The organism is Phenylobacterium sp., assembly GCF_030654915.1.
In the GTDB taxonomy this organism is placed as follows: Bacteria; Pseudomonadota; Alphaproteobacteria; order Caulobacterales; family Caulobacteraceae; genus Phenylobacterium.
Map to the genome: position 1 here is coordinate 1 of NZ_JAURWM010000290.1, position 12,010 is coordinate 12,010.

Genomic DNA, 12,010 nt, shown 5'->3' on the forward strand with positions numbered 1-12,010 from the left:
CGAAGGACACCTCGACGCCGATGGACTTGCGGCTGGCGATAGCGTGCATCTTGTCGACGGGGAATTTCACTTCCTCGAGGATGTTCAGCATTTCGCGGCCCACATTACCCGTGGCGCCGACCACGGCCACACGATAGCCCATGGCGGTCTCCTTTTAAGTCTTCAAGCGGTGCGTTCCCTTACGCCGCCTCGGTCACGGGCGCAACGAGCGCGGTTCTCCCAGGCGACGGTGGAAGCCTTGGCCGGACAATGACGCGTCAGGTCATGGACTCCCTGCCGGCGGGCCGCTGAATTGACGCTCAATCAAGGAGGAGACCTCGATGGCCAACGAAACCGGAATGCCCTTCGCCAATCTGATGGGGGTTGAGATCGTCGAGCGCAGCAAGGCGCGGGTGAGTGGGCGGCTGGTGGTCCGCGAGGACCTCTGCACGGCCGGCGGCATCCTGCATGGCGGGGCGTTCATGGCCTTCGCCGACGCGCTGGGCGCGGTGGGCGGCTTCCTCAATCTCCCGGTCGGAGCGCGGACCACGACCTTGGAGTCCAAGACCAACTTCCTCGGCTCGGCCAAGGTCGGCACGACGGTCGAGGGCGAGACCATTCCGCTGCACATAGGCCGCCGTTCCAGCGTCTGGCAGACCCGCATCACTAACGCCGAGGGCAAGCTGCTGGCCCTGGTGCTGCAGACCCAGATGACCGTCGAGCCGTAATTGGCCTCTTATTCTCTCCGCCGCTCTGTGGCCTAGGGTTGACTAGAACGCAGCCCTAGCCGACGCCGATGTCCGCCGGCTTGACCAGATTGCGCAGCGGCTCGCCGAGCAGATAGAGCCGCAGGTTGTCGAGGAAAAGGGCGTCGCCCCGTTCGCCGGTCAGCTCGCCCCGGTTCGAGGCGTGTGGCGTGACCCGCACCTTCGGGTGGTCCCAGAACCAGCTGTCGGCGGGCAGGGGCTCGGTCTTGAACACGTCGAGGACCGCGTGAGCAGGCTGGTCGGCGTCGAGTGCGACCCGCAGCGCGTCCTCGTCGACCAGGCCGCCGCGGCCGATATTGATCAGGATCGAGCCGGGCTTCATGGCGCCGAAGAACTTGGCGTCCGCCAGGTCGCGAGTCTCGTCGTTCAGGGCGCAGGCCAGCACCACCACATCGGCTTCCGGCAGGCGCTGCGGCAGATCGGCGATGGTCGAGACCGCGTCGGCCAGGCCCTCGGCCGAGTTCGACCGCCGCACGGCCTCGACGTGGGCGCCGAACGCCTTGGCGCGGGTGGCGATCTCCCGGCCGATATTACCGAAGCCGACGATCAGCCAGCGGGTTTGACCCACCTCGCGGAAGTTCACCCGCTTCCAGGCGTGGGCGGCTTGATGCCGGGCCTGCTCGGCGATGGGGTGCAGCAGGCTGAGCGCGTGGATGGTCACGTACTCGGCGATGGCCGGGGCCTGGGCGCTGGAATTGCTGACCAGCAGGCCTTCGCGGGCCAGCGGCTTGAACATCGGGTTCTCGACCCCGGCGAACACGGTCTGCACCCAGCGGGCGTAGGGCGAGGCCGCGAGCCTCCCGAAGTAGTCCTTCGCCTGGGCCCCGAAGGCGTCCAGCGTGAGCCACCAAATGTCGGGCGCCAGGTTCGCCGCGTCGAAGGGCTGACCGTTCAGGGTCAGGGCGCCATCCGGCTCGAGCACCACGACGTCGAGGTCAGGGGCCATGGCGGCCAGGCGTCCGGAGATGCGGTCGAAGGGCGCGCGGAACAGGAAAGCTTGCATGGCCTGACCTTAGCGGCCTGAGGGCGTCCGGCAATGACGCGAATAATTGACAGCTCACTGTCAAAATGACTTCATGCTGTCATGAACGAGAGCGTCGAGGCCCTTGGCCGACTTCATCATGCGTGCGGCAAGGCGCTCGGGGCGCTGTCCAGCGCCGGCGACGACTTGGTCGCCGATCTTGGTCTCAGCACCGCGCGGCTGCAGCTTCTGGACGCGCTGGCGGCCGGGGGGCCGCGGAGCGTCTCGCAGATCGCCCGCGCGCTCGGTCTGAGCCGGCAGGCGGTGCAGCGGGTGGCAGACGATCTCGTTGGCCTGGGCTTGGCGATCTACGGCCGTAACCCCGACCATGCCCGCGCCCAGCTGCTGACCTTGACCGACCAAGGCCGGGCGACCTTGGCGCAGGCCGCGCGCCGCAAGGCGTTGTGGCTGGAGTCGCTGGCCGACGGACTGACGCCCGGCTGGTTGGATATGGCTGCCGAACTGATGACGCTGCTGGCTCGTCGGGCGGCGCAGCGGGGGCGCGAACGGCATAGTTGACTTCGTCAACTACCTCGAAAATGATCATCCCTGGAGGCTGTCATGCTCACCAAGGACCCGGTCGCCGCGGTGCGGCGCTTCAACCGCTTCTACACCCCGCGGATAGGCGCCCTGGACGAAGCCCATCTCGGATCGCCCTACGGCCTGGCCGAAATGAGGGTGCTCTATGAAGTGGCTCAGACGCCCGACGGGATCAGCCCAAAAGCCCTGGCGGCCAGCACCGGTCTCGACGCGGGATACCTCAGCCGCATCCTCAAGCGCTTCGAATCCGAGGGCCTGATGGTTCGCGCGCCCTCTCGGCGCGACGGGCGCAGCGTCTCGGTATGGCTGAGTTCGGACGGCATCCGCGCCTACAACGACATGCGTCTGGTGGCCGAGGGCGCGGTCGAGGGACTGATCGCGCCGCTGTCCACTCTCGAACGCACGCGGCTGACCGAGGCCATGGGCCAGATCGAGACCCTACTGGGCGCGGCGACGGGGGAGCCCCCAGCGGCAGGCGAGGTGGTGCTGCGCGGCCACCGCCCCGGCGACATCGGCTGGGTCATCCATCGGCATGGCGCGCTCTACGCCCGCGAGTATGGCTGGGATGAGCGGTTCGAGGCGCTGGTCGCCCGGATCGCCGCTGACTTCATCGACAATCTCGACCCGGCTCGAGAGCGGTGCTGGATCGCCGAACGCGGCGGCGAGATTCTGGGCTCCATCTTCCTGGTGCGCGGCGAGAGGCAAGGTCAGGCCAAGCTGCGGCTGCTGCTGATCGAGCCCGCAGCGCGCGGCCTCGGGCTCGGCAAGCGGCTGGTCGGCGAGTGCGTCGCCTTCGCCAGGGCCGCCGGCTACACGGAGGTCAGCCTGTGGACCCAGAGCATCCTGATCGCCGCGCGGACGCTCTACGCCCAGGCCGGTTTCGAGCTGGTTGAAAGTCGTCCCGACGACAGCCTGGCGCCCGGCCTGATCAGTGAGACCTGGCGTCTACGCTTCTAGTCACGCTTTCGCGGATGACACCGGCGGGGGTGGTGTGGAATGTGGACCCGTCCTGACAGCCACCGAGTGTTCCCATGCGACAGCCCAACTTCATCATCATCCTCGCCGACGACCTGGGCTATGGCGACCTTGGTTGCGACGGGGGCACGGTGATCCGCACGCCGAACCTCGACCGCATGGCGCAAGAGGGCGTGCGGCTGACGGACTTCTACGCCTCGGCCAATGTCTGCACGCCGTCGCGGGCGGGGCTGCTGACCGGCCAGTACGCGATCCGCAACGGCCTGGCGCATGAAGTGATCCAGCCGTCAGACACCACCGGCCTGCCGGTGGACGCCCTGACCATCCCCAAGGCGCTGGGCGACGACTACGTCAGCGCCCTGATCGGCAAGTGGCACCTGGGCCATGTCGCGCCGCATTGGCCGCCGATGGTCTACGGCTTCGACCACTTCTACGGCCTGCCCTACAGCCACGACATGAAGCCGCTGGCGCTCTACGACAGCGGCCAGACGCCGATGAGCGAAGAGAAGGCTGACTTCGCCAAGCTGACGCAGCAGTTCTTCGAGCGCACGACCGCCTTCGTGGAGGAGAACCGCGAGAAGCCGTTCTTCATCCTGTTGGCCCTGACCGCTCCCCACATTCCTCTAAAGCCCAACCCCGACGACCTCACCGGCTCGCCGGGCGGCGCCTATGGCGAAGTGGTCGAGGAGATCGATCTCAATGTCGGCCGCCTGCTGGAGCGGTTGAAGGAGCTGGGCCTGGACGAAGACACCATGGTCGCCTTCACCTCCGACAACGGTCCGTGGTTCGAGGGATCGTCCGGTCCGTTCCGGGACCGCAAGGGCGGCTCGGCCTGGGACGGCGGCTTCCGCGTGCCGTTCATCGCCCGCCAGCCGGGAACCCTGCCCGCCGGTCAGGTCAATTCGGGCCTGGCCAGCAATCTGGACCTGCTGCCGACTCTGCTCGCCATGGCCGGCAAGCCGAGCGTCGCCGACCGCGAACTCGACGGCCGAGATATCTCAGGCGTGCTGAAGGACGGGGCGGAATCTCCGAACGACGAGATCGTGCTGTTCGACAACGCCAAGGTGGCGGCGGTCCGCACCGCGCGCTGGAAGTATGTGGCGCGGTCGTATTACCGGACCTACGACGTACCGCTGGATGGCTATCCGCTGCTCTTCGACATGGACGTCGATCCGGGTGAAAACTACAGCGTCGCGCGCAACCACCCCGACGCGGCCACGGACATGCGCGCACGACTGGCGCAAGCCAGGGCCAAGTATGAGCCGATGGCCGACGCGTTCCCGCCGCACGTGGCGCCGGCCTCGGCGGCCGACCACCCCGACTAGGGGAAAGTTATTTGCGGCGCTGCTTACGGGCCGCGTAGCGGGCGTCGCGCGCGGCCTTTTGGGCGGCGCGTGTCTCCAGCTCGCGGGTCTCGTTGTCGAACGCCTCCACCTCGGCGCGAAGCGCGTCGGCCTCGGCTGCGATGCGGCGTTTCTCGGTACGCTCAGCCTCACGCGTGGCGCGAAGCTCAGCGAGCTCGGCGGCCTTGATGGCGGCGCGGTCGGGAACGACAGGGGCGGTGACGGTCGGCTTGACTTTCATCTTCGCCAGGAGGGCCTTCTTGGCCTCCAGCGAGGTCGCCGCGCGGTCGTTGAAGCTATTTTTCTTGAGGTCTCTCATGCCGGCGTCCCCATGTCGCATCCGCCGGAAAAAAGCAACAGAATCTCGGTGCGCCGGTTCGCCGCGCACGCATCCCTGTGGCGCCCGTGCACGTATCTTTCCGGTCTGCGGGGATACCCGCGCCGACTGAAAGAAGGCCGATGGACGCTGTTTCTCGCCGTACAATCATGGCGATGGGGTCGATCCTGCTCGCTCCCGCGCAAGTTCTCGCCGCGCCGACAAGCCGCAAGCTCGCCTTCGCGGTGTTCCGCAATGGAGTCCGGATCGGCGAGCACCGCATGGACATCGTCCGTCAGGCTGACGGCGTGAGCGCCAGCTCGGAGGTCTCGCTGGTGGTGAAGGTCGGGCCAGTCCCCGTCTACCGCTACACGCACCGCGCCGTGGAGCGCTGGCGCGCGGGCCGGTTCGCCAGTCTCGAGACCTCGACCAATGGAAACGGAAAGGTCCAGCGGGTGTCGGCGCGCCGAACAGGCGCCGGCGTCATGATCGAGGCGGGCAAGGGCCAAGTCATCGCCCCAGTCGGCGCCGCGCCCCTGACGCACTGGAACGCCGCGGTCCTTGATGGCCCGCTCTTCAATCCGCAAGATGGAAAGATGCTGGCGGTCACCGCCCGCCGCGCTGGGCGGGAGGCGGTGAAACTCGCGGACGGCCGAAGTATCCAGACCACGCGCTGGAGTCTGCGCGGAGAGACCCAGATCGATAACTGGTACGACGAGGCCGACGGCTGGGCTGCTCTGCGAGGAAAGCTGCCCGATGGCTCGACGATGGAGTACCGAAGGCTCTAGAGAGCCGCCAGGACCGCATCGCCCATCTGGACCGTCGAGAGCGCGCCCCCGAGGTCGCGGGTGCGTGCGCCCGCTTCCAGGGCCTTCACGACGGCGGCGTAGAGCTGGTCGGCGGCTTGCGGGCGGTCGAGCGACCAGCGCAGGGCCATTTCGAAGGACAAGATCGCCGCCAGGGGGTTGGCTAGGTTCTGGCCGGCGATGTCCGGAGCCGAGCCGTGGATCGGCTCATAGAGGCCAGGCTTGCCGGGCAGGCCAAGCGCCGCCGAGGGCAGCATGCCGAGCGAGCCGGTCAGTTGGGCGGCGGCGTCCGACAGGATGTCGCCGAACAGATTGTCGGTGACCATCACGTCGAACTGCTTGGGGTTCTTGACGATCTGCATGGCGGCGTTGTCGGCCAGGATGTGCTCCAACTCGACATCGGCGAATTCACGCTTGTGCAGGTCGGTGACCACTTCGCGCCACAGCAGGCCTGAATCCATCACATTGGACTTCTCGGCCGAGTGGACCTTGTTGCGGCGGCCACGGGCGAGTTCGAAAGCCACGCGGGCGACGCGCTCGATTTCCATGGTCGTATAGACCTGGGTGTCGACGGCGCGCTTGCCGCCCTCGGGCAGGTCTTCGATGAAGCGGGGCGAGCCGAAATAGATGCCGCCGGTCAACTCCCGGACGATCATCATGTCCAGGCCCTCGACCAGCTCACGCTTCAGCGACGAGGCGTCGGCCAGGGCGTTGAAGCAGAGCGCGGGACGCAGGTTGGCGAACACTTCCATGCCGGCGCGCAGGTTCAGCAGGCCCGCCTCGGGACGCTTGTCGCGTGGCGCGCCGGCCCATTGCGGGCCGCCCACGGCGCCCATCAAGACCGCCTTGGAGGCCTTGGCGGTCGCTAGGGCCTCGTCGGTGAGCGGGACGCCGTGCGCATCGTAGCTGCAGCCGCCGAACAGCCGCTCCTCGATGGCGAGGTCCGGGGTCAGGGCCTCGGCGACACGGCGAACCTGCGCGGTGACTTCCGGGCCAATGCCGTCGCCGGGCAGAAGAAGCAGGTCGGTCATGTGGGAGCCCCCGTTCAGGTCGCGCGCTGGGAATGTCTTTGGAGGCGTTCTCGTAGGCGAAGACACGGCGATGGAAAACCCCCAAGGCCAGCGCCGTCTCGGTTTCGCCGCCGCGTTGCGCAGCCGCTGCGACAAGTTGAGGCGATCGGCGGCCATAGCAGGACTGACCGGTGGAAACTCGGCCCCGCCTTGGTTTTGCCTCACGCAACCGTGAGACCGTTCGGTCGCAATGCCACCCTAGCTGGAAGACGTGTGCCCGAAGGATCGTTTGCCCTAGACCGGCCGCCGCTGGGCCGCCCGAGCCGTCGCCACGTGATCGCGGCGTTGCCGCTGGTCGCCGCCGGCTCGTCCGCCCACGCCGCGCGGAAGGGGAGTTTCGGCGAGGCCGAGGTCCAGGCCCTGGCCCGTGATCTTGCGCGGCGAGCGTTCACCCCGCCGTCGAAGGACTTGCCGCAGACGCTCGCAAAGCTCGACTACGACGCCTATCGCGACATTCGCTTCGATCCGGCGCAGGCCTTGTGGAAGGCGCAGGGTTTGCCGTTCCAGTTGCAGTTCTTCCACCGTGGCGGATTGTTTCGCGAACAGGTCGACCTCTACGAACTGCGGGACGGCCAGCCGACGCCGATCGCCTATTCCACCGAGCAGTTTAACTTCAAGCGCGGCGCGCCCAGCGGGCTGTCGCCTCACCTCGGCTTCGCCGGCTTCCGTATCCACGCCCCGATCAACAAGGCCTCCTATTTCGACGAGGTCGCGGTGTTCCTCGGGGCCTCGTATTTCCGCGCCGTGGCGAAAGGCATGCTCTACGGCCTGTCGGCGCGGGGCCTGGCGATCGGTACGGGGGGCCAGGAAGAGTTTCCGATCTTCCGTTCGTTCTGGATCGAGCGCCCGGAGCTCGGCACGCGCAGCCTGACGATCCTGGCCCTGCTCGACAGCGTCAGCTGCACCGGGGCTTTCAAGTTCGTGGTGACGCCGGGCGAGACCACGATCTTCGACGTCAGCGCCAAGATCTTTCCGCGCCGCGCCATCGCCAATGTCGGGATCGCACCGCTCACCAGCATGTTCCTGTTCGCCGGCGACTCCGCGCGGCGGTTCGACGATTTCCGGCCTCGCGTTCACGATTCCGACGGCCTGTCGGTGAGCAATGGCCGGGGCGAGCGGCTCTGGCGGCCGCTGGTCAATCCGCAGGTCGTCCAGACCAGCGCCTTCCAGGACAAGAACCCCCGCGGGTTCGGCCTCGTCCAGCGCGAGCGCCGGCTGGCCGCCTATCAGGATCTGGAGGCGCGCTACGACTTGCGCCCCAGCCTCTGGGTGGAGCCGAAGGGCGCGTGGGGGCCTGGTCAGGTGCGGTTGGTCGAATTGCCGGCCGCCACTGAGTACGAGGACAACATCGCCGCCTTCTGGACCCCGACCGCTCCCTTGCGCGCTGGGTCGCCCGCCAGCTTCGCCTATCGGCTCCACTGGGGACCCGAGCAGGTTGGCGGCGCGCTCGCCCGCGTGGTGCAAACCAGATCGGGCGCGGCAGCCAAACCGCCGCGCCGGCGTTTCGTCATCGACTTCGACATGCCGGCGGGCGTCCCGGCTGACGGGGTGGGCGTCAGCGTCACCACGTCGCACGGCGAAATCCTGGAGAAACATCTGCTTCCTAATCCGGCGACCCGTGGCCTGCGGCTTAGCTTCGAACTCGACCCTGGGCAGGCGCGGGGCGCGGATCTGCGCGCCCAGTTGGCGTGGTCCGGCAGGCCCTGCTCGGAGGTGTGGCTATACCGATGGACCGCGTAACCGCCCGCCCCGCTTCGACCGGCTGGAAACCCCGGCTCGGACCTGCCCTGCGGAGCCTTCCGCCGCGCCGACCGTTGTCGATGCCGGTCCAAAGTCTGGACAGGGACGCGATGGGCCAGGCCAGCGTGCCGTTCCTCGACAGCCGCGCCTGGCGGCGCACGGCGGTGGTCGGCGCCACCTTGATCTCCACCCTTGGCGCCAGTGCGGTGATGGCGCGACTGCTTGAACCGGAGGGTTTCTCGGTCGCGGACGCGGCGATGCTGGGCCTGTTCGTCCTGCTCTTCGCCTGGGTCGCCTTCGCCTTTGTGAGCGCGGTCGCCGGCTTCGTCCTGATGTGGCGGGCGCGCGACCTGGAGCCGTGGCGTCCGCAGCCGATCATCTTCAGCCGAACCGCGCTGCTGATGCCCACCTACAACGAGGACCCCGGCCGGATCCTGTCCGGCGTGCAGGCGATCTACGAGGAGCTTGAGGCCATGGGCGTGGCCGAGCTCTATGACATCTTCGTCCTCTCGGACACGCGCGATGGCGCCATCGCCCAGGCCGAGGCGACGGGCGTGCTGCGCCTGCGTCTCAAGCTAAGCGCGCCCGAGCGGATCTTCTATCGCCGCCGGGCGCTGAACCTGGACCGCAAGGCCGGCAACATCTCCGACTGGGTGACGCGGTTCGGCGCCGGTTACGAGTCCATGATCATCCTTGACGCCGACAGCCTGATGACCGGCGACACCATCGTGCGTCTGACCGCGGCGATGGAGCGCGACCGCAAGGTCGGGCTGATCCAGACGCTGCCGTCGATCATCGGCGCCTCGACTCTGTTCGCCCGACTGCAGCAGTTCGCCGCCCGCGCCTATGGCCCGGTGATCGCCCAGGGTCAGGCTTGGTGGTCGGGCGCCGAGGGCAACTACTGGGGTCACAACGCGATCATCCGGACGCGCGCCTTCGCGGCCTGCGCGGGCCTGCCCCACATCAAGAGCGGCAAGCCGTTCGGCGGCCACATCATGAGCCACGACTTCGTCGAGGCCGCGCTGCTGCGGCGCGGCGGCTGGGCGGTGCGGATGGCGCCGGACCTGACCGGCAGCTTCGAGGAGGCGCCGCCTTCGTTGATCGACATGGCGGTGCGCGACCGTCGCTGGTGCCAGGGCAACCTGCAGCACAGCGCCGTGCTGGGCGCCAAGGGCCTGCACTGGGTCAGCCGCCTGCATCTCGCCCGCGGCGTGCTGGCCTATCTCACCGCCCCGCTCTGGCTGGCCTTCCTGGTGGTCGGCGGCGTGGTCTGGTTCCAGCAGCGCGACGCGGGCCATGCGATCGACGCCTCGCTGGCCGGCGCGCTGTTCGCCGCCACCATGGCGCTGCTGCTGATCCCCAAGCTGATGGGCGCCCTGCTGATCGGCCGCGACAAGGTCTCGCGCCAAGCCTCCGGCGGAGCGAGGGGCTTGGTGTGGAGCGTTGTCGCCGAGGTCGCGTTGTCGGCCCTGATGGCGCCAGTGTTCATGCTGATGCACAGCCGGGCGGTGATTGACGTCCTGCGGGGCCGCCACTCGGGCTGGGCGGCGCAGCAGCGCGACGAAGGCCGGCTGAAGTTCAAGCGCGCCTGGCGCCGGCATTGGTTCCATACGGCGCTCGGCCTCGCATGGGGCGCGGCGGCCTTCGCCCTCGACCCCGTGTTGCTCGCCTGGACGAGCCCGGTGGCGGTGGGATTGGTCCTGGCGATACCGCTCTCGATGGCGACGTCGCGGGCCGACGCCGGCGCGGCCTGCCGCAAGCTCGGGCTGTTTCTGACGCCGGAGGAGACCCGCGCGCCGGATGTGGCCGCGCGTGCGGGCGCGCTGCGGGCCCAGTATGACGCCGAAGCCGGGGTCCGCTCCGAGATCGACCGGCTGTTCCGCGCCCCGGCTCATGTCTATCGCCCCGAGGTGCAGGGGGCGCCGGCCTACCTGCAGGCGGCCTGAGGCTAGAGCGGCCGTTCGGCGGCGATGTCGTAGGCCGACAGTCGCCGGTCGGACACCCCGAACGCCGGCCAGTGGCTGCGCCAGGTCGCCATGTGCGCCGTGCCGAAATGAGCGTCGAGAGCGGCCTGGTCGCGCCAGGCCTCGAACACCCGGATCAGGCCGGGTTCGGCCACGTCCTCGGCGTAGGAATAGGTGATGCAGCCATCCTCGGCGCGGCTGGCCTCCAGCATCGCCAGCATGTGCGGGCGGAAGGCTTCCAGGTGCTCGGTCGGCACGCGGACCGTGCCGGCGATGAGCAGGGTCACGCGCGTTCCAGCCAGGGCTGGCTGATCGCGCGCTTGCCTTCATAGACGTCGATGGAGGCGGCGGCTTGCAGGGTCTCGCCGATGGCGTCCAGGCCCTTCAGCATCTTCTGCTTGCGCTGGGCGTCGATCTGGAAGGCGAACTTCTGGCCCGACGGCGAGACGACGGTCTGGCTCTCCAGGTCGACGGTGACCATGTGGTTGCCCCCCTTGGCCTCGTCCATCAGCGTCTGCACCTGGTCGGGCGCGAGCACCACGGGCAGCAGGCCGTTCTGGAAGCAGTTATTGTAGAAGATGTCGGCGAAGCTGGACGAGATCACGCAGCTGATCCCGAAATCCATCAGCGCCCAGGGGGCGTGCTCGCGCGAGGAGCCGCAGCCGAAGTTATCGCCGGCCACCAGCACGCCCACGCCCTTGTACTCGGGGCGGTTGAGGATGAAGTCGGGCTTCACCTTCCCCTGCTCGTCGAAGCGGAAGTCATAGAACAGCCCCTTGGACAGCCCTTCGCGTTCCACGGTCTTCAGGAACTGCTTGGGGATGATCTGGTCGGTGTCGATATTGGCCAGGGGCAGGGGAGCGATCTTGGCGTCGAGCTTGGTGAAGGCTTGCATCAGTTCATCTTAGCAGAGGTTTCGGGCAAGGTCTGAGTGATGGTCCAACGGTCCGTGATCTGGCCGGTTTCGTCCCCGACGCCAGTGGTCATTAGGCTGGAGCACTCGACCCGGACGGCCAGGCCGGTCGGGATATCTATCTCATGGCGACAGGTGTCGTCACGGGTCACGGTCATCTTGGCGAAGGCGGCGCGCGCATCGGCGACCCGCTCCGGTGCGATCTTGGCCGTCAGGTCGTTCAGGGCGAGGGCCAGGCTCTCGCGCGTCGACTCCGGATCGAGTTGCTGGCGCCACGAGATCACGGCGCGTCCCGTCTTGGCGTCGTAAGACTCCAGGGTGAAGTTCGCCCTCGATTGGATAGGCGGGCCGCCCAGCGGATTGGGCAAGCGATCCTCGTAGGGCGAGGGAACGCCCAATTCCAGGTCGGCGCCCTGGGCGAGCGCGGCCCGGGCGAGATCTTCGCGATGGCCGCTTTCTCGCCCTCCCCGACGCCGGCGCCGTGCAGCATCGCGCCTACGGCTGCGCTCACCTGCGGCCGGTTGACGATGTCCTGCGGGGCCAAGGTTTCATCGACGGTCACGACGACGGCGACGG

At 68.1% G+C, this 12,010-nt stretch carries 13 protein-coding genes and 1 pseudogene; 7 read left to right on the top strand and 7 right to left on the bottom strand.

The window, feature by feature from the left end:
* Positions 1–142 (bottom strand): annotated as a pseudogene (locus Q7T84_RS15215) (aspartate-semialdehyde dehydrogenase); the annotation flags it as partial.
* Between the two features lie 178 nt (positions 143–320).
* Here Q7T84_RS15215 and Q7T84_RS15220 point away from each other — a divergent pair.
* On the top strand, positions 321–707 hold the full coding sequence (locus Q7T84_RS15220; RefSeq protein WP_304810469.1) for a PaaI family thioesterase: 387 nt from the start codon (positions 321–323) through the stop codon (positions 705–707).
* Between the two features lie 55 nt (positions 708–762).
* Here the strand turns inward: Q7T84_RS15220 and Q7T84_RS15225 are convergent, their stop codons facing one another.
* Entirely contained in the window at positions 763–1,749 is a 987-nt protein-coding gene (locus Q7T84_RS15225; RefSeq protein ID WP_304810471.1) for a D-2-hydroxyacid dehydrogenase, read from the bottom strand.
* 81 nt (positions 1,750–1,830) lie between these two features.
* Between Q7T84_RS15225 and Q7T84_RS15230 the strand changes: the two genes are divergently transcribed.
* The 3 genes from Q7T84_RS15230 (at position 1,831) to Q7T84_RS15240 (ending at position 4,607) form a co-directional block, all read left to right on the top strand.
* Complete coding sequence (locus Q7T84_RS15230; RefSeq protein WP_304810473.1) at positions 1,831–2,286, top strand: MarR family winged helix-turn-helix transcriptional regulator; 456 nt, start codon at positions 1,831–1,833, stop codon at positions 2,284–2,286.
* Between the two features lie 42 nt (positions 2,287–2,328).
* A complete protein-coding gene (locus Q7T84_RS15235) occupies positions 2,329–3,264 on the top strand; it encodes a bifunctional helix-turn-helix transcriptional regulator/GNAT family N-acetyltransferase (RefSeq protein WP_304810475.1) in 936 nt (311 codons plus the stop codon).
* 74 nt (positions 3,265–3,338) lie between these two features.
* Positions 3,339–4,607, top strand: a complete 1,269-nt coding sequence (locus Q7T84_RS15240) for a sulfatase (protein WP_304810477.1) — start codon at positions 3,339–3,341, stop codon at positions 4,605–4,607.
* A gap of 7 nt (positions 4,608–4,614) precedes the next feature.
* On the opposite strand, the gene Q7T84_RS15245 is transcribed toward Q7T84_RS15240, so the two are convergent.
* Positions 4,615–4,944, bottom strand: coding sequence for a DUF6481 family protein (locus Q7T84_RS15245; RefSeq protein WP_304810480.1), 330 nt, complete (start codon positions 4,942–4,944; stop codon positions 4,615–4,617).
* A gap of 140 nt (positions 4,945–5,084) precedes the next feature.
* Between Q7T84_RS15245 and Q7T84_RS15250 the strand changes: the two genes are divergently transcribed.
* Complete coding sequence (locus Q7T84_RS15250) at positions 5,085–5,729, top strand: DUF6134 family protein (protein WP_304810481.1); 645 nt, start codon at positions 5,085–5,087, stop codon at positions 5,727–5,729.
* Here the strand turns inward: Q7T84_RS15250 and leuB are convergent.
* Positions 5,726–6,778, bottom strand: coding sequence for a 3-isopropylmalate dehydrogenase (leuB, locus tag Q7T84_RS15255; protein WP_304810483.1), 1,053 nt, complete (start codon positions 6,776–6,778; stop codon positions 5,726–5,728). The genes Q7T84_RS15250 and leuB overlap by 4 nt on opposite strands.
* A 312-nt stretch (positions 6,779–7,090) precedes the next feature.
* On the opposite strand from leuB, the gene Q7T84_RS15260 reads away from it, so the two are divergent.
* Together Q7T84_RS15260 and mdoH are read left to right on the top strand one after the other, a co-directional pair.
* Complete coding sequence (locus tag Q7T84_RS15260) at positions 7,091–8,557, top strand: glucan biosynthesis protein (RefSeq protein ID WP_304810485.1); 1,467 nt, start codon at positions 7,091–7,093, stop codon at positions 8,555–8,557.
* The gene (gene mdoH / locus Q7T84_RS15265) at positions 8,545–10,503 is read left to right on the top strand and encodes a glucans biosynthesis glucosyltransferase MdoH (protein ID WP_304810487.1); all 1,959 of its coding nucleotides are present in this window, start codon (positions 8,545–8,547) and stop codon (positions 10,501–10,503) included. The genes Q7T84_RS15260 and mdoH overlap by 13 nt, the downstream gene beginning before the upstream one ends.
* Before the next feature lie 2 nt (positions 10,504–10,505).
* On the opposite strand, the gene Q7T84_RS15270 is transcribed toward mdoH, so the two are convergent.
* The 3 genes from Q7T84_RS15270 to Q7T84_RS15280 are packed head-to-tail and all read right to left on the bottom strand — an operon-like array spanning position 10,506 to position 11,802.
* Positions 10,506–10,808, bottom strand: coding sequence for a putative quinol monooxygenase (locus Q7T84_RS15270; RefSeq protein ID WP_304810489.1), 303 nt, complete (start codon positions 10,806–10,808; stop codon positions 10,506–10,508).
* Complete coding sequence (gene leuD / locus Q7T84_RS15275; RefSeq protein ID WP_304810491.1) at positions 10,805–11,416, bottom strand: 3-isopropylmalate dehydratase small subunit; 612 nt, start codon at positions 11,414–11,416, stop codon at positions 10,805–10,807. Before leuD ends, Q7T84_RS15270 begins: the two co-directional genes overlap by 4 nt.
* Positions 11,416–11,802, bottom strand: a complete 387-nt coding sequence (locus Q7T84_RS15280) for a hypothetical protein (RefSeq protein ID WP_304810493.1) — start codon at positions 11,800–11,802, stop codon at positions 11,416–11,418. Before Q7T84_RS15280 ends, leuD begins: the two co-directional genes overlap by 1 nt.
* Positions 11,803–12,010 lie beyond the last annotated feature (208 nt).

Excerpts from the sequence above, each read along its gene's own strand:
- Q7T84_RS15220 (WP_304810469.1), top strand. The coding sequence starts at position 321 with ATGGCCAACGAAACCGGAATGCCCTTCGCCAATCTGATGGGGGTTGAG.
- Q7T84_RS15225 (WP_304810471.1), bottom strand. The coding sequence starts at position 1,749 with ATGCAAGCTTTCCTGTTCCGCGCGCCCTTCGACCGCATCTCCGGACGC.
- Q7T84_RS15230 (WP_304810473.1), top strand. The coding sequence starts at position 1,831 with ATGAACGAGAGCGTCGAGGCCCTTGGCCGACTTCATCATGCGTGCGGC.
- Q7T84_RS15235 (WP_304810475.1), top strand. The coding sequence starts at position 2,329 with ATGCTCACCAAGGACCCGGTCGCCGCGGTGCGGCGCTTCAACCGCTTC.
- Q7T84_RS15240 (WP_304810477.1), top strand. The coding sequence starts at position 3,339 with ATGCGACAGCCCAACTTCATCATCATCCTCGCCGACGACCTGGGCTAT.
- Q7T84_RS15245 (WP_304810480.1), bottom strand. The coding sequence starts at position 4,944 with ATGAGAGACCTCAAGAAAAATAGCTTCAACGACCGCGCGGCGACCTCG.
- Q7T84_RS15250 (WP_304810481.1), top strand. The coding sequence starts at position 5,085 with ATGGACGCTGTTTCTCGCCGTACAATCATGGCGATGGGGTCGATCCTG.
- leuB (WP_304810483.1), bottom strand. The coding sequence starts at position 6,778 with ATGACCGACCTGCTTCTTCTGCCCGGCGACGGCATTGGCCCGGAAGTC.
- mdoH (WP_304810487.1), top strand. The coding sequence starts at position 8,545 with ATGGACCGCGTAACCGCCCGCCCCGCTTCGACCGGCTGGAAACCCCGG.
- leuD (WP_304810491.1), bottom strand. The coding sequence starts at position 11,416 with ATGCAAGCCTTCACCAAGCTCGACGCCAAGATCGCTCCCCTGCCCCTG.